Annotated in this window: 18 protein-coding genes; 13 read left to right on the forward strand and 5 right to left on the reverse strand. The window is 66.5% G+C overall.

Features of this window, described 5'->3' with window-relative positions; translation table 11 throughout:
* Positions 1-60 precede the first annotated feature (60 nt).
* Both ALII_RS0120030 and ALII_RS0120035 read right to left on the reverse strand, forming a co-directional pair.
* The gene (locus ALII_RS0120030; RefSeq protein WP_348265991.1) at positions 61-1,515 is read right to left on the reverse strand and encodes an MATE family efflux transporter; all 1,455 of its coding nucleotides are present in this window, start codon (positions 1,513-1,515) and stop codon (positions 61-63) included.
* Positions 1,512-1,928 carry a VOC family protein gene (locus ALII_RS0120035; RefSeq protein ID WP_024588998.1) on the reverse strand — a complete coding sequence of 139 codons (417 nt, stop codon included), beginning with the start codon at positions 1,926-1,928 and terminating at the stop codon, positions 1,512-1,514. The genes ALII_RS0120030 and ALII_RS0120035 overlap by 4 nt, the downstream gene beginning before the upstream one ends.
* Positions 1,929-2,088: 160 nt before the next feature.
* On the opposite strand from ALII_RS0120035, the gene ALII_RS0120040 reads away from it, so the two are divergent.
* The 6 genes from ALII_RS0120040 to lpxK all read left to right on the forward strand — a co-directional run bounded on the left by ALII_RS0120040 (position 2,089) and on the right by lpxK (position 7,677).
* Entirely contained in the window at positions 2,089-3,405 is a 1,317-nt protein-coding gene (locus tag ALII_RS0120040; protein WP_024588999.1) for a TldD/PmbA family protein, read from the forward strand.
* Entirely contained in the window at positions 3,392-4,189 is a 798-nt protein-coding gene (locus ALII_RS0120045; protein WP_024589000.1) for a 3'(2'),5'-bisphosphate nucleotidase CysQ, read from the forward strand. The genes ALII_RS0120040 and ALII_RS0120045 overlap by 14 nt, the downstream gene beginning before the upstream one ends.
* A gap of 105 nt (positions 4,190-4,294) precedes the next feature.
* Positions 4,295-4,528, forward strand: coding sequence for a DUF4170 domain-containing protein (locus ALII_RS0120050; protein WP_024589001.1), 234 nt, complete (start codon positions 4,295-4,297; stop codon positions 4,526-4,528).
* A gap of 12 nt (positions 4,529-4,540) precedes the next feature.
* Positions 4,541-5,323 (forward strand): lysophospholipid acyltransferase family protein, encoded by a 783-nt coding sequence (locus ALII_RS0120055; protein WP_024589002.1) that lies wholly within the window; start codon positions 4,541-4,543, stop codon positions 5,321-5,323.
* Complete coding sequence (waaA, locus tag ALII_RS0120060; RefSeq protein ID WP_024589003.1) at positions 5,320-6,648, forward strand: lipid IV(A) 3-deoxy-D-manno-octulosonic acid transferase; 1,329 nt, start codon at positions 5,320-5,322, stop codon at positions 6,646-6,648. The genes ALII_RS0120055 and waaA overlap by 4 nt, the downstream gene beginning before the upstream one ends.
* Before the next feature lie 3 nt (positions 6,649-6,651).
* Positions 6,652-7,677: a tetraacyldisaccharide 4'-kinase gene (gene lpxK, locus ALII_RS0120065; RefSeq protein ID WP_024589004.1), complete on the forward strand. Its 1,026-nt coding sequence runs from the start codon at positions 6,652-6,654 to the stop codon at positions 7,675-7,677.
* Positions 7,678-7,942: 265 nt separating this feature from the next.
* On the opposite strand, the gene ALII_RS0120070 is transcribed toward lpxK, so the two are convergent.
* Entirely contained in the window at positions 7,943-8,179 is a 237-nt protein-coding gene (locus tag ALII_RS0120070) for a DUF2093 domain-containing protein (RefSeq protein ID WP_024589005.1), read from the reverse strand.
* 55 nt (positions 8,180-8,234) lie between these two features.
* Positions 8,235-10,013, reverse strand: a complete 1,779-nt coding sequence (mutL, locus tag ALII_RS0120075; RefSeq protein ID WP_024589006.1) for a DNA mismatch repair endonuclease MutL — start codon at positions 10,011-10,013, stop codon at positions 8,235-8,237.
* Positions 10,014-10,149: 136 nt separating this feature from the next.
* On the opposite strand from mutL, the gene ALII_RS0120080 reads away from it, so the two are divergent.
* From ALII_RS0120080 to ALII_RS0120090, 3 genes are read left to right on the forward strand one after another with little or no spacing between them, the layout of a single operon-like run.
* Positions 10,150-11,697 (forward strand): trimethylamine methyltransferase family protein, encoded by a 1,548-nt coding sequence (locus ALII_RS0120080; RefSeq protein WP_029660765.1) that lies wholly within the window; start codon positions 10,150-10,152, stop codon positions 11,695-11,697.
* A gap of 43 nt (positions 11,698-11,740) precedes the next feature.
* Positions 11,741-11,971, forward strand: a complete 231-nt coding sequence (locus ALII_RS22190) for a hypothetical protein (RefSeq protein WP_024589008.1) — start codon at positions 11,741-11,743, stop codon at positions 11,969-11,971.
* Entirely contained in the window at positions 11,968-12,264 is a 297-nt protein-coding gene (locus ALII_RS0120090) for a type II toxin-antitoxin system RelE/ParE family toxin (protein WP_024589009.1), read from the forward strand. Before ALII_RS22190 ends, ALII_RS0120090 begins: the two co-directional genes overlap by 4 nt.
* Before the next feature lie 10 nt (positions 12,265-12,274).
* Here ALII_RS0120090 and ALII_RS0120095 read toward each other — a convergent pair whose 3' ends face one another.
* Positions 12,275-12,637: a lysozyme inhibitor LprI family protein gene (locus ALII_RS0120095; RefSeq protein ID WP_024589010.1), complete on the reverse strand. Its 363-nt coding sequence runs from the start codon at positions 12,635-12,637 to the stop codon at positions 12,275-12,277.
* 68 nt (positions 12,638-12,705) lie between these two features.
* Here ALII_RS0120095 and ALII_RS0120100 point away from each other — a divergent pair, with 68 nt between their 5' ends.
* The 4 genes from ALII_RS0120100 (at position 12,706) to ALII_RS0120115 (ending at position 18,023) form a co-directional block, all read left to right on the forward strand.
* Positions 12,706-14,751, forward strand: coding sequence for an NADH:flavin oxidoreductase (locus ALII_RS0120100; RefSeq protein ID WP_024589011.1), 2,046 nt, complete (start codon positions 12,706-12,708; stop codon positions 14,749-14,751).
* Positions 14,752-14,870: 119 nt separating this feature from the next.
* Positions 14,871-16,073, forward strand: a complete 1,203-nt coding sequence (locus tag ALII_RS0120105) for an acyl-CoA dehydrogenase (protein ID WP_024589012.1) — start codon at positions 14,871-14,873, stop codon at positions 16,071-16,073.
* Positions 16,074-16,158: 85 nt separating this feature from the next.
* Entirely contained in the window at positions 16,159-16,983 is an 825-nt protein-coding gene (locus tag ALII_RS0120110; RefSeq protein WP_035450307.1) for a transporter substrate-binding domain-containing protein, read from the forward strand.
* Positions 16,983-18,023 (forward strand): amino acid ABC transporter permease, encoded by a 1,041-nt coding sequence (locus ALII_RS0120115; RefSeq protein ID WP_024589014.1) that lies wholly within the window; start codon positions 16,983-16,985, stop codon positions 18,021-18,023. The genes ALII_RS0120110 and ALII_RS0120115 overlap by 1 nt, the downstream gene beginning before the upstream one ends.
* Positions 18,024-18,080 lie beyond the last annotated feature (57 nt).

Raw genomic sequence — 18,080 nt, forward strand, 5'->3', positions numbered from 1 at the left:
GACGAACTCCCTCCCCCTTGTGGGGAGGGATAAAGGGTGGGGGTCCCCTTCGCAAAAACCCTACTGCAATGTCGACGCCTTGCCCGTCGAAAAGGCCGAGTTCGCGGCCGGGGGCGCGTCGGGCAGGACTTCGTCGGCCATCATGCGCGGGCCGATGCCGCGGACGGTGCGGAAGGCGATGATGACGGCGGCGATGCCGAAGAAGACGGCGCCGAGTGCCCAGCCGGCGATGACGCCCTTGGCACCGAAATACTGCGCGCCGAGCCACACGAACGGGATGACGCCGAGCGTCGAGCGGCCCCAGTTGAGCAGCGTCGAATAGGTCGGGTAGCCGAGGTTGTTGAAGGCGGCGTTGGCGACGAAGAGCGCGCCGTTGAAGAGGAACGAGCCGGCCGCGAAAAGGCAGAAGAAGACGACGAGTTCGCGGGCCTCGCCCGTCGCGCCGAAAAGATCGGCGATCGGGCCGGCGAAGATGGCGAGCAGGGCCCAGACGGCGAGGACGTAGAGCAGGGTGAAGAGCAGCGCGTCGCGCAGCGCGTCGTTCAGCCGGTCATAGCGCCGCGCGCCGTAATTCTGGCCGAGGATCGGGCCGATCGCGCCCGACAGCGCGAAGATGACGCCGAAGGCGACTGGCAGAATGCGGCCGACGATCGCCCAGCCGGCCACCGCCTCGTCGCCGAACGCCGCCATTTCCACGGTGACGTAGGCATTGCCGACCGGCGTCGCGAGCTGGGTGAGGACGGCGGGCACGCCGATGCCGAAGAAGGGGCGCAGCGCCGCCTTGAAGCCCGAAAGGTCCGGCATCTTCATCAACCGGTGGACCTTGTGCGCGCCGTAGAGGCCGACGGCGAGAAGAAGGGCCCGCGAGATGACGGTCGAGATCGCCGCGCCGTCGAGGCCGAGCCCGAAACCGAAGATGAAGATCGGATCGAGAATGGCGGCCGCGATGCCGCCGGCGAGCGTGACATACATGGCGCGGCGCGCATCGCCGACGCCGCGCATGATGCCGGTCGTCGCCATGCCGACGGCGACCATGGGCATGGAGGGGATGACGATCTGCAGGAAGCGCGTCGCCAGTTCCTGCGTCTGCCCGCGCGCGCCCAGAAGGCCGACGAGGTCGTGCAGGAAGGGCCACATGCAAGCGGCGATCAGGATGGTGGTGGCGGCCATGTAGAGGACCGACGCGCCGCCCATGCGCGCGGCCTCCTCGCGATCGCCGCGCCCGAGGGCGCGCGACACGACGGCCGAGGTCGCGATGGTGAAGCCGATCGCCACCGAGATGGTGAAGAACATCAGCGTCGAGGCGAAGCCGATGGCGGCGGCGAGTTCCTGCACGCCGAGCATCGAGATGTAGAAGAGGTTGAGCGCGTCGACGAAGAAGACGGCGATCAGCCCGATCGAGCCGGTCGCCGTCATCGTCACGACATGGCGCATGGTCGAGCCGGTGACGAACTTGCCCTGTTCGCGCGGTGGTGGCGCGTCGGGGACAGGGGCGTCAGCCGGCGTGTCGGTCAATGGGCGAAGACCTTGTCCATCGACTTGAAGCCCTTGAATTCGAGCGCGTTGCCGGAAGGATCGCAGATGAAGAGCGTCGCCTGCTCGCCCGGCTCGCCCTTGAAGCGCACCTGCGGCTTTTCGATCCATTCGACGTCATCGCGCGCTTCGAGACGCTCGGCGAGCGCGGTCCAGTCGGCCATTTCGAGGACGACGCCGAAATGCGGGATCGGCACGACGATGCCGCCGACCTGGCCGTCGCGCGCCGCCTCCTGGACGCCGGGGCGCAGATGCGCCGACATCTGGTGGCCGTAAAGGTCGAAATCGACCCAGGTGTCGGAAGAGCGGCCGATGGCGCAGCCGAGCACGTCGGCATAGAAAGCCCGCGTCTGTTCGAGATCGCGGACCGGGAAGGCGAGGTGGAAAGGCGTCACGTCGATTGTCCTTGCATGTTTTCGTCTGCTGCGGGTGGGCACGGCAAGGCGCCCGAACGCGGCTCAGCCATTGCACATGTCGGGCGCGAACAATAGATGGGGCGGATACGTCGCCCGCCAATGCCGCCCGCCACTGCATTCGACCAATCAGGACATTTCCATGAGCCAGATCGAGACCGCCAGGCTGCAAGACCTCGTCGCATCGCTGGTCGAGGCGGCAAAGCGCGCCGGCGCCGACGCGGCCGATGCGGTGGCGGTGCGCTCGCGCTCGGCCGACGTGACGGTGCGGCTCCGCNAAAGCGACGACATCGCACTGCGCGTCTTCATCGGCCGGCGCGTGGCGTCCGTCTCGGCGGCCGCCGGCGCGAATGCGGACGAATTGGCGAGCCGCGCGGTGGCGATGGCGAAAGTGTCGCCGGAAGATCCGGTGCAGGGCCTTGCCGACAAGGACCGGCTGGCGCGCACGATCCGCGACCTCGACCTGTTCGACGGAACCGAGATCGACGCGGCGCGCATGCGCGAGGATGCGCTTGCGATGGAGGATGCGGCGCGCGCGGTGACGGGCGTCACGAACTCCGGCGGCGCCTCGGCGAGCGCGGGCATGGGCGGGCTGGTGCTGGCGACGTCCGACGGGTTTCTCGGCCAGTACATGGCGACGCGCTTCGGCCGCTCGGTGAGCGTCATCGCCGGCGAAGGCACCGGCATGGAGCGCGACTACGACTATTCCTCGCGGCTGCATTTCGCCGACCTCGATGCGCCGGAGGCGATCGGCTGGCGGGCGGGCGAGCGGACGGTGCGGCGGCTGGGAGCACGCAAGGCGAAGACCGGCCCGGTCGATGTGATCTTCGATCCGCGCGTCGCGCGCGGCATAGCGGGGCATCTGGCCGGCGCGATCAATGGCGCATCCGTCGCGCGCAAGACGAGCTTCCTGCGCGACAGGATGGGCGAGAAAATCGCGTCTGCCGCCATCACGGTGACCGACGACCCGCTGCGCGTGCGCGGACCGTCCTCGCGGCCCTTCGACGGCGAGGGTGTGGAGGGCGAGGTGCTGACCATGGTCGAGGACGGCGTGCTCAAGCACTGGCTCCTGTCGACTTCGGCCGCGCGTGAACTGGGGCTGACGACGAATGGCCGCGGCTCGCGCGCCGGCACTTCGGTCAATCCGACCTCGACCAATTTCGCCATCGAGCCGGGAGCGGCGTCGCCGCAGGACATGATTGCCGGCCTGAAGCGCGGCTTCTACGTCACCGAAGTGTTCGGCCAGGGCGTCAACATGGTGACCGGCGAATACAGCCGCGGCGCCTCGGGCTTCTGGATCGAGAACGGCGAACTGACCCATCCCGTCTCCGAAGTGACCATCGCCTCGAACCTGAGGACGATGTTTCTGGGCATGGTGCCGGCGAACGACGTCGACCGCAATTTCGGCACCGCGGCCCCGACGCTTCTGATCGAAGGAATGACGCTTGCTGGCGAATGACGACCATGCCGAACTGGCGCTGATCCGCGAGGCCGCGCGCGAGGCGGGGCGCATTGCCATGCGCTATTTCGGCAAGACGCCGGATGTGTGGATGAAGACCGGCCAGTCGCCGGTTACCGAAGCCGACATCGCCGTCGATCGCTTCCTGAAGGCCGAACTTCTGGCGGCGCGGCCGGACTATGGCTGGCTGTCGGAAGAGACGGTGGCCGACACGTCGCGGCTATCGGCGCGGCGCACCTTCGTCGTCGACCCGATCGATGGCACGCGCGGTTTCATCAACGGCCTCGACATGTGGTGCGTGTCGATCGCGATCGTCGAGGACGGGCGTCCCATCGCCGGCGTGCTCGACGCGCCGGTGAAGGAACAGATTTTCGAGGCGACGCGCGACGGCCCGGCATTGCGGGACGGGGAGGCGATCAAGGTGCGCGTGGCGGGCGACGTGCCGATCGTCGCCGGTCCGAAGACGATGACGAAGACGCTGCTGCCCGGCATCGGCCAGACGGTGAAGGTGCCCTACATTCCCTCGCTCGCCTATCGCATTGCGATGGTCGCGGATGGTGAGATCGACGCCACCTTCGTCAAGCCGAACGCGCATGACTGGGACCTGGCGGCGGCGGACCTGATCCTGCGCCGTGCCGGCGGCGAGGTGCTGACGCCGCAGGGCGTCGCGCCGCTCTATGCTGGAACCAGCCCACGCCACGGCACGCTCGTCGCCGGTTCCGGCGCGCTTTTGACCGCGATGATCGAAGAGGCGCGCGATCCGGACTGGTCGCAAGGCTGGTAGTGGCTGGCTGGTAGGTTCCAAAAATCCGCGAACTGATCTAAGCATTGCCCGCCGGGTGCTTCGCGCGCCCGAACCCGTTTCATGAATAGCAAAAGCGATTGTCCGATGGCTGAAGAAAGCTCCAACCAACAACTCCTGCATCTCGTGTTCGGCGGCGAACTCACCTCGCTCAAGGGCGTGCAGTTCAAGGATCTGGCGAGCCTTGATGTCGTCGGAATCTTCCCCGACTACAAATCCGCCGAGGCCGCATGGCGCGCCAAGGCGCAGGAAACCGTGGACAACGCCCAGATGCGCTACTTCATCGTGCATCTGCACCGCCTGCTCGAACCGCAGAGCTGATCTGTCCGCCGGATGGGAAAGAAGACCATCAGCAATACCGACAGCATCGATGGCGCCGCAGCGCCGCGCCGCCGGCCGCTGAAGGCGGCATGGAAAAGGCTGCGCGGGCCGCTCGCCGAAACGCCGGCCGCCAAGAATGCGCTCGCAGCCGGCGTCGTCGCGCTGTTGCGCGCGATCAAGGCGACCAACCCGATTGCCGCCGGTTCGGACGATCCGATCGCGGCGATCCAGCCGCACGAGCCGGTGATCCTTGCGCTGTGGCACGGCCAGCATCTGCTCGCGCCGGCCTATCTGCCGCGCGAACTGCGCTTTACGGCGCTCTTCTCGAAGAGCCGCGACGCCGAACTCAACGCGCTGGTCGCTGAACGGCTCGGCTTCGGCATCGTGCGCGGCTCGGGCGGGCGCGAGGGGCATGACACCGACAAGGGCGGCGCGCGGGCGCTGATCATGCTGAAACGCCTCCTCGACCAGGGCCGCAACGTCGCGATGATCGCCGACATCCCGCACGGCACGCCGCGCGACGCCGGGCTCGGCATCGTCACGTTGGCGCGCATTTCCGGCCGGCCGATCATTCCCGCCGCGCTGGCGACCAGCCGCCGCAAGGTGCTCGACCGAAGCTGGGACAAGACCGCCATCAATCTGCCATTCGGCCGGGCCGGCATCGCGATCGGCGAGCCCCTCCACGTATCCGCCGACGCCGACGACGCGGCGATGGAAGACGCGCGCCGCGATGTGACGGCCGCGCTGAACCGGGTCACGGCAAGGGCTTACGGGCTGGTGGGAGCGGCGGCATGAGCGAACGCTGGGCGCGCGCGCTGCTCACCACCTACCGGCTCGCCGGCGCGGCTGCCTACCCGCTGATCGGCGGCTATGTCGCCTATCGCGCGAGCCGCGGCAAGGAGGACCGCAAGCGCCGGCGCGAGCGCTATGGCGTCACGCAGGTCGCAAGGCCGGATGGGCCGCTGGTCTGGGTCCACGCCGCAAGCGTCGGCGAAACGCTGGCGGTCGTGCCGCTGGTCAAGAAAATCGCCGCCGACGGCATCCATGTCGTGCTGACGACGGGAACGGTGACCTCCGCCGGCGTCGCCGACGAACGTCTCGGCGACGCGATCATCCACCAATATGTGCCGCTCGATCTGAAGCCCGCCGTCGACCGTTTCCTCGATCACTGGGAGCCCGACCTCGCCATCATCGCCGAATCCGAGATCTGGCCGATGACGATCCTCGAACTCGGCGCGCGGCGCGTGCCGCAGGTTCTGGTCAACGGCCGGCTTTCCGACCGCTCCTTCGCGCGCTGGAGCAAGCGCGCGCATCTGGCCGAAGCGTTGTTCGAGAACCTCGCCCATGTCGTCGCGCAGTCTGAAACCGACGGCGAACGCTTCCTCGCGCTCGGCGCGCGACCGGTGACCGTTTCGGGAAATCTGAAGGTCGACACCGTTCCGCCGCCGGCCGATCTCGCCGCGCTGCAGGCGCTGAAGGACGCCGTCAGCGCACGGCCGACCTGGGCCGCCGTCTCGACCCATGAGGGCGAGGAGGAGATCGCGGCCAACGTCCATCTGGCGCTGAAGAAGCGGCATCGCAGCGTCGCGACCATCATCGTGCCGCGCCACCCCGACCGCGCCGACGCGGTTGCCGAGATGTGCGCGGCCAAGGGGCTGAAGGTTGCGCGGCGCTCCAAGGGTGAGCCCATCGCGCCCGACACCGACATCTATCTCGGTGACACGATCGGCGAGATGGGGCTCTATCTGCGCCTGACCGAGATCGCTTTCGTCGGCCGTTCGCTTGCGGGCGAGGGCGGGCAGAACCCGCTCGAGCCGGCGATGCTCGATACGGCCGTGCTGTCGGGCAAGAACGTGCAGAACTTCCGCGACGCCTACCAGACGCTGATCCAGGCCGGCGGCGCCAAGCTCGTGCGCGACGAGGCGATGCTGGCGGGTGCGGTGAACTATCTCCTGACCAATGACGCGGCGCGCAGCGAGATGATCCGTGCCGGCGCCAACGCCGTCGCCGACATGCGCGGGGCGCTCTCGAAGACGCTCGCCGCGCTCGATCCCTGGATTACGCCGCTCGTCGTCAAGGCGCGCCTGATGAACGGCGCGCGGCCGAACGGCAAGGGCTGACCGGTGAGCGAGGCGCCTCCCTTCTGGTGGCACAAGGCCGACTGGCGCGCCTGGTCGCTCTGGCCGCTGTCGAAGCTCTACGGCCTCGCCGCCCGCCATCGCCTCCAGACCGCGCCGCGCAAGCGGATCGATGTGCCGGTGCTGTGCATCGGCAATCTGACGGTCGGCGGAACCGGCAAGACGCCGGTCGCGATCGCGTTTGCCAGGCAGGCAAAGGCGATGCGACTGAAGCCCGGCTTCCTGTCACGCGGCCATGGCGGCTCGGTTTCCGGCGCGCATCTCGTCAACCTCCACCATGACGGCGCGCGCTATGTCGGCGACGAACCGCTGCTCCTGGCCGCCCACGCGCCGGTTGCGGTGTCGGCAAACCGCGCCGAAGGCGTCAAGTTGCTGCTCGGCGAAGGCTGCGACTTCGTCATCATGGATGACGGCTTCCAGAGCGCGCAGATCCACATCGACTATGCGCTGGTGGTCGTCGACGCCGAACGCGGAATCGGCAACGGCCACACCATCCCCGGCGGCCCGATGCGCGCCGCGCTGGTCGACCAGATGCGCCATCTGACGGCCCTGCTCGAAATGGGCGAGGGCAGTGCGGCTTCGACCGTCGTGCGCCACGCGGCGCGCGCGGGCCGGCCGGTCTACCGGGCGAAGACCCGGCCGCTGCCGCTGGAAGCCATCCGCGGCAAGCGCTGCCTCGCTTTCGCGGGCATCGGCAATCCCGACAAATTCTACCGCACGGTGCGCGAACTCAGCGGCGAGGTGGCGGTGACGCGCAGCTTCGCCGACCATCATTTCTACAGCGCCGACGAAGCGCGCGACCTGATGCAGGACGCCGACAAGGACGGGCTGATGCTGGTCACCACCGCCAAGGACGCCATCCGGCTGGCGCACGGATCGCAGGCGCTGGAGGAACTGCACCATCGGGCAGAAGTGGTGGAGATCGACGTGGCGTTCGAGACGGATGTGACGCCCGGCGCGGTGATCGGGGAGACGCTGAAGGCGTGGCGAAGGCGGCGGCTGGAGGGGTGACGCCACTCGACCGGCGTCATTCCGGCCGAAGTCCGAGCGGAGCGAGGCGAGAGCCGGAAAATCGTGGATCAGTGTTGCCTTGGTGGGCGGCATGGAATGGCGAGGCCTGGATTCCTGTGACAAGCACAGGAATGACGGGCTTCATGAATGTAAATGCCACTCAGGTTTGCTCAGTTTGGCATGACCTTCGATGCCGTCATTCCTGTGCTTGTCACAGGAATCCAGGCCTCGACGACGCAACTCGCGGAACGGGTTTCGGTACGCGTTAGCCCTTCGCCCGCGCCCTCAAACCCGGATTTTCCTGCAATTCCCGGTTCAGCGAAATCTCGGCATTCGCATAAGGCTCCTGCCGCGCGACGCTCCAGTATTTGAGCTCGTCGAGCGGGATGCTTTCGCCCGTCACCGCGCAGCGTACGAACGATCCCGGCGTCATCACCTGGAAATCGCCGTCGAGATAACGGATGCGGGCTTCCTTGCCGCCGGGGCCTTCGAAACGGTTCATGGGATGCGCCTTCTGGTCCCGGTGGTTCCGCCACAAATGCCGACGAACGTCAAGTTCATCTGCGCCCGAAAAGCCGCTCGATGTCGGCGAGCTGCAATTCCACATAGGTCGGACGGCCGTGATTGCAGGTGGCCGAGCCCGGCGTCGCCTCCATCTGGCGCAAGAGCGCGTTCATCTCGTCGGGCTTCAGCCGGCGGCCCGAACGGACGGAACCGTGGCAGGCCATGGTGGCGGCGATGTGGTGCAGGCGCGCCGTCAGCGTCTCGACGGTTTCGTTGTCGGCGATCTCGTCGGCAAGGTCGCGCACGAGTTGCTGTACGTCCATCTCGCCCAGCATCGCCGGCGTCTCGCGCACGGCGACCGCACCCGGCCCGAAGCGCTCGATCGAAAGCCCGAAGCGGGCAAGCGTCTCGGCCTGCGCGACGAGGCGGGCGGCGTCGTCTGCGGACAGGTCGACGATCTCCGGCAGGAGCAGCATCTGCGCCGGCAGCGGCCTCGAATGAAGCGCCGTCTTCAGCGCCTCATAGACGAGGCGTTCATGCGCGGCATGCTGGTCGACGATGATCAGCGAGCGGTCGGTCTGGGCGATGATGTAGTTTTCGTGGACCTGTGCGCGGGCGGCGCCGAGCGGTTGGGCGAGAGCTTCCGGTGCGGGCTCCGAAAGGCCTGCGCGATGGTCTGCGGAGGCGATCGTGTCGGCGAAAATGCTCTGCGCGGCTTCGGCGAAGCCGGTGTCGAGCGGGCGCTGGAATGAAGTCGCGGCGTCGAAGCCGGGCGACAGGCGCGGCGGTGGCGCGCGGAACATCTCGGCCATAGAACTTGCGGCAGACGTCGAGGCGCGAATGCCGGCGGTGCCGAGCGCCTGCCGGATCGCGCCGACCATCAGCCCGCGCACGAGCCCCGGATCGCGAAAGCGCACGTCTGCCTTGGCCGGATGCACGTTGACGTCGACCAGCGCCGGTTCGATGTCGACGAAGAGCGCCGTGACCGCGTGGCGGTCGCGCGGAAGGACGTCGGCATAGGCGCCGCGAATGGCGCCGGTGAGCATCTTGTCGCGCACCGGACGGCCGTTGACATAGACATATTGTTGGAGCGCGTTGGCCCGCGTGAAGGACGGGATCGAGGCATGGCCGGAGAGCCGGACATCCGTGCGCTCGGCGCGGATTTCGAGCGCATTGTCGGAGAACTCGCGGCCCATCACCTGCGCGATGCGCTCGCGTTGGCCGGCGACGTCGTCGCTCGACGCGGCGAGGTCGAGCGTCGTGCGGTCGGGGCCCGACAGCGTGAAGCGCACATGCGGGAAGGCGATGGCGATGCGCTTGATCATCTCGGAGATCGCGGCAGTCTCGGCCCGTTCGCTCTTCATGAATTTGAGCCGCGCGGGCGTTGCGAAGAAGAGGTCGCGCACCTCGACCATCGTGCCCGGATTGGCCGCGGCGGGCCGCACCGGCGACACGCGCCCGCCCTCGACGACGATCTCCGCGCCGTCGCCGGCCTGCGTGCGCGAGCGGATCGTCAGCTTGGCGATCGAGCCGATGGAGGGCAGCGCCTCGCCGCGAAAGCCGAGCGAGCGGATGTCGAGAATGTCGTCGGTGAGCTTCGAGGTGCAGTGCCGCCCGATGGCGAGCGCGAGGTCCGCAGCATTCATGCCGAAGCCGTCGTCGGTGACGCGGATCAGTTGCAGCCCGCCGCCGGCGGTCGCGATCTCGACCCGGCGGGCACCGGCATCGAGCGCGTTTTCAACCAGTTCCTTCACCACGCTGGCAGGCCGTTCGATGACCTCGCCGGCGGCGATCTGGTTGACGATGGTTTCGGAGAGTTGGCGGATGGGCATCGGTGAAATCTAGCCGGAATCGGCAGGCCGCGCGAGGGCGCGGCGGCGCTTATGGACAGGTTCGGGTCGGTCGCGGCCCTTGGCGCGCCTTCCTGGATGCGCCTAGAGTGCGCTTACGCAGGGAGAGGAGCCCGACATGCTGGACGAAGTGCAGGGCAAGAGGCGCGAGCGCGGCGGACGCGAAGCGCGGCGCGAGGCGCGCGCGGGCGGGCAGGCGGGGCCGGGCAGGCCCTACATCGTCCGCAACATCCCGACCTACGACATTCTGTCCGAGGACAACCTTCTGCGCATCGAGGCGACGGCGGATCGCATCCTGGCCGAAATTGGTATCGAGTTCCGCGACGACGAAATCGCGCTCGCCCATTGGCGCAAGGCTGGCGCTAAGGTCGACGGCGTTCTGGTCAAGTTCGAGCCGGGCATGTTGCGCGAAATCCTGAAGACCGCGCCGGCTGAATTCACCCAGCACGCGCGCAATCCGGCAAATTCGGTGCGGATCGGCGGCAGGAACGTCGTCTTCTCGCCAGCCTATGGCTCGCCCTTCGTGATGGATATCGAGCGCGGCCGGCGTTACGGCACGCTGGAGGATTTCGAGAATTTCATCAAGCTGGCGCAGGCCTCGCCCTTTTTGCACCATTCCGGCGGCACGATCTGCGAACCCGTCGACGTGCCGGTCAACAAGCGCCATCTCGATATGGTCTATGCCCATATCCGCTATTCCGACCGCCCCTTCATGGGCTCGGTGACGGCCGAGAGCCGCGCGGAAGAATCCATCGACATGGCCCGGCTGGTCTTCGGCCGCGACTTCGTCGACAAGAACTGCGTCATCCTCGGCAACGTCAACGTCAATTCGCCGCTCGTCTGGGACGGCACGATGACGAACGCGCTGCGCGCCTATGCCCGCGCCAACCAGGCGGCGGTGATCGTGCCGTTCATCCTCGGCGGCGCGATGGGGCCGGTGACGAATGCCGGCGCGATCGCGCAATCGCTGGCCGAGACCGTGGCCGGCTGCGCGCTGACGCAATTGGAGCGGCCCGGCGCGCCGGTGATCTTCGGCAATTTCCTGTCATCCATGTCGCTCAGGTCCGGATCGCCGACCTTCGGCACGCCGGAGCCGGCGATCGGCTCGATGGTCATCGGGCAGCTTGCGCGCAGACTGAACCTCCCTCTTAGATGCTCCGGCAATTTCACCACCTCGAAACTCCCCGACGGCCAGGCGATGAACGAGGGCACCATGTCGATGCTCGCGGCCGTTCATTGCGGCGCGAACTTCATCCTGCATTCGGCCGGCTTCCTCGACGGGCTCCTGTCGATGTCCTACGAGAAATTCGTCATGGACGCCGATTTCTGCGGCGCGCTCCACACCTATCTCGACGGCGTCGTCGTCGACGACAACCAGCTTGCCTTCGACGCCTTCGCCGAGGTTGGGCCGGGCAGCCATTTCTTCGGCTGCGCGCACACGATGGCGAACTACGAGACGGCGTTCTGGGATTCAGGGCTTGCCGACAACGAGGCGTTCGAGAAGTGGGAAGACGCCGGCGGCGAGGACGCCATGGACCGCGCCAACCGGCTCTGGAAGAAACAGCTCGCGGAATTCGAGGCACCGCCGCTGGACGTCGCGGTGGACGATGCGCTGAAGGATTTCATTGCCAGGCGCAAGGCGGCGAATGACGATGCGTGGTATTGAGGAGAGCGTTTGTGCAGCCGTTCCGTCGTGCTATGATTCCTGCATGACCAAGCTATTCGAAATGGCGGTGGAAGCCGCGCAGCGTCTGTCTGCGGACGAGCAAGATGAGCTTGCGCGGACGATTCTGGAGATAGTCGGAGATGAAAAGTCCGACATCTATGTCCTTTCGGATGATGAGAGACAGGCGATTGAAGCTTCGCGCGCCCAAATTGCCCGCGGTGAATTTGCGACGGAAGACGAGATCGAGGCGGTACTGAACAAGTATGCGCAATGAAGGCGCGGCTTTCGCCGGCGGCGCTGGAAGATCTTGATGGCATCCTGCAATTTCTGGCGTCACAGTCGCCGTCAGCCGCAGCTGGGTTTCGCGACAAATTTAAGCAGATAAGGCAGTTGCTCGGCGTATATCCACATGGCGGTCGGCGAACCGATCAGGAAAATCTGCGCTACGTGAACGCCCGACCGTATCCGTACCTTGTCTTCTACGATGTGATTGACGGTCAGGCGGTCATTCAACGGCTGATCCACGGGGCACGCAATCCGCTCTCCATGCCGGGCCGCCCGAGCTAAGCCAGGCCAACTACCGCTCCCCCAACCCCTCCAACTCCTCCGCCCTCGTGCGGGTCAATTCCACCATGCACGAATTGCCCTCGATCGCCGCGATCGTCCCTTCGCCGGAGCGATAATACCCGCAGCTTGCGTCGCGATAGGCGATCCAGGCGCGCTGGACGTCGCGGAACTGGGTGCGGCGTTCGCCTTCGAGCGGGTCGATGGCGGCGCGGTAGGCGGTGTTGAGGCGCGCGTCCCAGTCCTCGTAGGTCTCGGTCAGGCATTCGACGATGTCGGCGGTGGTGACGGCGTCGGGGCAGGTCTCTTCATCCTCGGCGAACGCGGGTGCTGCGAAAAGAAGAAGGGCGGGAATGATCATCGAAATGGCGCGCATGGACTTGCTCCGTTGGTCTGGAGCGTCGAACAATGCGATGCCCGCCTACGCATCGCAAGCGAGACCCGATGTCGAACGATCCGCTGCTCCAGCCTTTCCGCCTCAAGCATTTGACGTTCAAGAACCGCGTGATGTCGACGTCGCACGAGCCGGCCTATTCGGAAGACGGGATGCCGAAGGAGCGCTACCGGCTCTATCACGCGGAAAAGGCGAAGGGCGGCATGGCGCTGACGATGACGGCGGGCTCGGCGCTCGTCTCGAGGGACAGCCCGGCGGCGTTCGGCAATCTGGAGGCCTATCGCGACGAGATCGTTCCGTGGATGCGCGAGCTGGCGGATGCCTGCCACGAACATGACTGCAAGGTCATGATCCAGTTGACGCATCTCGGTCGTCGGACGGGCTGGAACCGGGCCGACTGGCTGCCGGTCCTCTCCGCCTCACCCGTGCGCGAGGCGGCGCATCGGGCCTTTCCGAAGGAGGCGGAGGAGTGGGACATCGAGCGCATCGTCGCCGACTATGCGTCGGCCGCTGAGCGCATGAAGGCGGCCGGGCTCGACGGCATCGAGTTCGAGGCCTACGGCCATCTGATGGACGGGTTCTGGTCGCCCGCGACCAACCGGCGCGCGGACGCCTATGGCGGGTCGCTGGAAAACCGGATGCGGTTTTCGATGCGGGTGCTGGATGCTGTGCGCGATGCCGTCGGGCCGGATTTCATCGTCGGCATCCGCATGGTGGCGGATGAGGATCTGGAGACGGGGCTTTCCCGGGCCGAAGGCGTCGAGATCGCGCAGATGCTGGCGCGCTCGGGCAAGGTCGACTTCCTCAACATCATTCGCGGCCATATCGACACCGATGCGGCGCTGGTGGACGTCATCCCGGTGACTGGAATGCGCTCCGCGCCGCATCTCGATTTCGCAGGCGAGGTGCGCGCGGCGACGAAGTTCCCGGTCTTCCACGCCGCACGGATTTCCGACGTCGCGACCGCGCGCCATGCGATCGCCGAGGGCAAGCTCGACATGGTCGGCATGACGCGCGCGCATATCGCCGAGCCGTATATCGTGGCGAAGGTGAAGGCCGGTGCGGAGCACCGCATCCGCCCCTGCGTCGGCGCGACCTACTGCCTCGACCGCATCTATGAGGGCGGCGGCGCGCTGTGCATCCACAATGCCGCGACGGGCCGCGAAGCGCAGATCCCTCATGTCATCGCCCGGACCGACGGGCCGCAGAAGCGCGTCGTCGTGGTGGGCGCCGGGCCAGGCGGGCTGGAAGCGGCACGCGTCGCCGCCGAGCGCGGGCACGAGGTGACCGTGCTGGAAGCCTCATCGAAAGCCGGCGGGCAGATCGGGCTTGCGGTGCAGAATCCGCGCCGCCGCGAACTCGTCGGCATCGTCGACTGGCGGCTTTCCGAACTCGATCATCTCGGGGTTACGATGCGCTACGACTGCTGGGCGGAGGCAGGCGACGTGCTGGAGCTTGCCCCCGACGTTGTAGTGATCGCGACCGGCGGCCTGCCGCAAAATCCGCCTTTGGAGGCGGGCGACAACCTCGTCGTCTCGAGCTGGGACATCCTGTCGGGCGCGGTGAAGTCGGCCGAGAGCGTGCTTCTCTACGACGACAATGGCGGGCATCAGGGCATGTCGGCGGCCGAGATGATCGGCAATGCGGGCTCGAAGCTCGAACTCGTCTCGCCGGAGCGCCTGTTCGCGCCGGAAATGGGCGGCATGAACCACGTGCCCTACATGCGCGCCTTCCACGAGCGCCATGTGCGGGTGACGATCAACACGCGTGTCGTCGCCGTCCGGCGCGAGGGCAACGGGTTGGTGGCGACGCTCGGCTCGGACTATGCGAAAGGCTGGTCGGAGGAACGGCACGTGGACCAGGTTGTCGTCGAGCACGGAACGGCAGCGAACGACGAACTCTACCACGCGCTCAAGCCCCATTCGCGCAATGGCGGCGCGGTGGATTACGAAAGCCTCGTCGGCGGTCAGGGTGCACTCTTTCCACAGTCGAACGTCGACGGACGTTTCGATCTCTTCCGGATCGGCGACGCGGTCGCGGCGCGCAACATCCACGCGGCGATCTATGATGGAATCCGCTACGCCATCCGGTTGTAATTCCGCCGCTTGCCGCCGGTCGGGCACAAAAACTGTTTCGCCCCGCGTCCAATGGCACTAAGTTGCCGCCCAAATGGCAATTTTCGCAATCTGCAACTCCGGACGGTGACGAAATGAACATGGAAGTTAGAGCCAAGGACACGTCCGCGGCTTTCGCGTGGAACGATCCTTTCCTTCTCGATGATCAACTGACCGAAGACGAGCGGATGATCCGCGACACGGCGGCCGCTTTCGCGGCCGACAAGCTCGCCCCGCGCGTGCAGGAGGCGTATCTGGAGGAAAAGACCGATCCTGCGATCTTCCGCGAGATGGGCGAGTCTGGCTTGCTCGGCGTCACGATCCCCGAGGAATATGGCGGCGTCGGCGCCGGCTACGTGGCCTATGGCCTCGTCGCGCGCGAGGTCGAGCGCATCGATTCGGGCTACCGCTCGATGATGAGCGTCCAGTCTTCGCTCGTCATGCACCCGATCTATGCCTACGGTTCGGAAGAGCAGCGCAAGAAGTACCTGCCCAAGCTCGCCTCGGGCGAATGGATCGGCTGCTTCGGCCTGACCGAGCCGGATGCCGGCTCCGACCCGAACGGCATGAAGACCCGCGCCGTGAAGACCGCCGACGGCTACCGCCTGTCGGGCTCCAAGATGTGGATCTCGAACTCGCCGATCGCCGATGTCTTCGTCGTCTGGGCGAAATCGGAAGCGCATGACAACAAGATCCGTGGCTTCGTGCTCGAAAAGGGCATGAAGGGCCTGTCCGCGCCGAAGATCGGCGGCAAGCTCTCGCTGCGCGCGTCGATCACCGGCGAAATCGTCATGGAAGGCGTCGAGGTCGGCGAGGATGCGCTGCTGCCGAACATTTCGGGCCTTTCCGGCCCGTTCGGCTGCCTGAACCGTGCCCGCTACGGCATTTCCTGGGGCGCGATGGGCGCCGCCGAGGATTGCTGGTTCCGCGCCCGTCAGTATGGCCTCGACCGCAAGCAGTTCGGCAAGCCGCTCGCCGGCATGCAGCTCTTCCAGAAGAAGCTCGCCGACATGCAGACCGAAATCGCGCTTGGCCTGCAGGGTAGCTTGCGCGTCGGCCGCCTGATGGACGAGCACAAGTTCGCGCCCGAGATGATCTCGCTCGTCAAGCGCAACAATTGCGGCAAGGCGCTCGACATCGCTCGCCAGGCCCGCGACATGCACGGCGGCAACGGCATCCAGGTCGAGTACCATGTGATGCGCCACGCGCAGAACCTCGAGACGGTCAACACCTATGAGGGCACGCACGACGTCCACGCGCTGATCCTCGGACGCGCGCAGACCGGCCTGCAGGCGTTCTTCTAGGCGCCGCTCGCGACAGCAGATCGGGCGCTTCGGCGCCCGATTTCACAAGCAAGAAACTTCAAAAAGAAAATAGGAGAACACTCTCATGGCAATGGGAAAAATTGCAGCCCTGACGACCGTTCTGGCGATGCTCGGCTCGCCGGTGATCGCAGGCGAGACGCTCGACCGCGTGACCTCGGCCGGCAAGCTGGTCATGTCGAGCGACCCCGAATATCCGCCGCAGTCCTTCTTGAACGACGCCAACGAGATGGACGGTTTCGACATCGATGTCGGCAAGGCGATCGCCGAGAAGATGGGCGTCGAACTGGAAATCGTGACCCCCTCCTGGGAAGTGATCACGGCAGGTAGCTGGGCCGGGCGCTGGGACATGTCCGTCGGCTCGATGACGCCGACCGCCGCGCGCGCGCAGGTGCTCGATTTCCCCGCGATCTACTACTATACGCCGGCCGCCTTCGCCGTTCACACCGATTCCGACGTGCAGTCGATCGACGAACTGAACGACAAAATCATCGGCTCGTGCGGCGGCTGCACCTATGATGCCTATCTCAACCGTGAACTGGTGATCGACGCCGAGGGCGTGCCCGAATTCGAATACCAGGTGACGGCGGCCGAAATCCGCACCTACGAGACCGACACCAACGCCTTCGACGATCTGCGCCTTGGCGACGGCGTGCGCGTCGATGCGGTATTCTCGGCGCTGCCGACGATCCAGGCGGCGATCGATGCGGGCTATCCGATGCGCATCGTCGGCGAGCCGGCCTTCTACGAGCCGCTGTCGGTCGCGACCGACAAGGGCGACGAGGAATTCAACGCCCGCATCGCCGAGATCGTCGAGGAGCTGCACGCCGACGGCACCCTCTCCGAATTGTCGGAGAAGTGGTACAAGGTTGACCTGACGACCGTCGAGTAATGTCAGCAACCGACACGATAAACGACGCGCCGGCTCTCCCACCGGAGAGCTGGCTCGTCCGCGCCCGCCCATCGCGGATCGAGGCGGCGGTCGTCCTCCTGATCGTCGTCGTCCTGGTCTGGATGGGGCTTGGGGGGACGCGCGCCGGCGGTCTCGTCGCTCCGCTTCTCGGCGGGGCGACGGGCGAGGGGCAGGAGGTCGGCTTCGGGCTGCACCTTGCGACCGGCATCCTGCTCGGCGGCGCGATCTGGGCAAACCTGATCCTCCTGCGCCTGGTGCCGTTCAAGATCCAGGTGCTGATCGTCTGGATCGAACTCGTCCTGCTTTTCGGCCTCTTCATCACCAGCTTCGACCGCAATCTGGGCGTCTGGTTCGCACCGACGCGCGACGGCGGGACGAACCTGTCCTACATGATCACGACGGGCGCGGTGACGACGCTCTACGTCTCGCTGATCTCGATCGTCATCGCCTCGGTCATCGCGCTCGCCGCCGCGCTCGGGAAGCTGTCGAGATCGGGCCCGGCCTATGCGATCGCGACCTTCTACATCTCGTTCTTTCGCGGCACGCCGCTCTTGCTGCAGGTCTATCTCATCTATCTCGGCCTGCCGCAGATCGGGCCGCAATTCGCGCTCGACGCGGTGCCGTCCGGCATCATCGCGCTATCGCTGTGCTACGGCGCCTATCTGGCCGAAATCTTCCGCGCCGGCATCGTCGGCGTCGCGCACGGCCAGCACGATGCGGCCAAGGCGCTGGGCTTCACGGAGCGCCAGACCTTCCGGCTGATCATCTTCCCGCAGGCGATGCGCCTGATCGTGCCGCCGACCGGCAACCAGTTCATCGCGATGCTGAAGGATTCCTCGCTCGTCTCGGTGATGGGCGTGTGGGAACTGACGCGCACCGCGCAGATCATCGGCCGGCGCGACTTCACCGTCTTCGAGATGCTGATCGCCGCGGCGCTGATCTACTGGGCGATGTCGATCTGCTTCGAACTGATCCAGTCGCGGCTGGAGAAGCATTACGGCAAGGGGCATGTGAGGTAGGAGACGTCTGCGCCGCCACCCCCTCTCCGCCTCGCTGCGCTCGGCACCTCTCCCCCT

Source organism: Aliihoeflea sp. 2WW, assembly GCF_000497755.1.
Lineage (GTDB): Bacteria > Pseudomonadota > Alphaproteobacteria > Rhizobiales > Rhizobiaceae > Aliihoeflea.

Bases quoted from the DNA above. Each gene is read 5' to 3' on its own strand.
- ALII_RS0120115 (WP_024589014.1), top strand. From the start codon at position 16,983: ATGTCAGCAACCGACACGATAAACGACGCGCCGGCTCTCCCACCGGAG.
- ALII_RS0120070 (WP_024589005.1), bottom strand. From the start codon at position 8,179: ATGAACCGTTTCGAAGGCCCCGGCGGCAAGGAAGCCCGCATCCGTTAT.
- ALII_RS0120100 (WP_024589011.1), top strand. From the start codon at position 12,706: ATGTCGAACGATCCGCTGCTCCAGCCTTTCCGCCTCAAGCATTTGACG.
- ALII_RS0120110 (WP_035450307.1), top strand. From the start codon at position 16,159: ATGGCAATGGGAAAAATTGCAGCCCTGACGACCGTTCTGGCGATGCTC.
- ALII_RS0120080 (WP_029660765.1), top strand. From the start codon at position 10,150: ATGCTGGACGAAGTGCAGGGCAAGAGGCGCGAGCGCGGCGGACGCGAA.
- ALII_RS22190 (WP_024589008.1), top strand. From the start codon at position 11,741: ATGACCAAGCTATTCGAAATGGCGGTGGAAGCCGCGCAGCGTCTGTCT.
- ALII_RS0120095 (WP_024589010.1), bottom strand. From the start codon at position 12,637: ATGCGCGCCATTTCGATGATCATTCCCGCCCTTCTTCTTTTCGCAGCA.
- mutL (WP_024589006.1), bottom strand. From the start codon at position 10,013: ATGCCCATCCGCCAACTCTCCGAAACCATCGTCAACCAGATCGCCGCC.
- ALII_RS0120055 (WP_024589002.1), top strand. From the start codon at position 4,541: ATGGGAAAGAAGACCATCAGCAATACCGACAGCATCGATGGCGCCGCA.
- ALII_RS0120090 (WP_024589009.1), top strand. From the start codon at position 11,968: ATGAAGGCGCGGCTTTCGCCGGCGGCGCTGGAAGATCTTGATGGCATC.
- ALII_RS0120050 (WP_024589001.1), top strand. From the start codon at position 4,295: ATGGCTGAAGAAAGCTCCAACCAACAACTCCTGCATCTCGTGTTCGGC.
- ALII_RS0120105 (WP_024589012.1), top strand. From the start codon at position 14,871: ATGGAAGTTAGAGCCAAGGACACGTCCGCGGCTTTCGCGTGGAACGAT.
- waaA (WP_024589003.1), top strand. From the start codon at position 5,320: ATGAGCGAACGCTGGGCGCGCGCGCTGCTCACCACCTACCGGCTCGCC.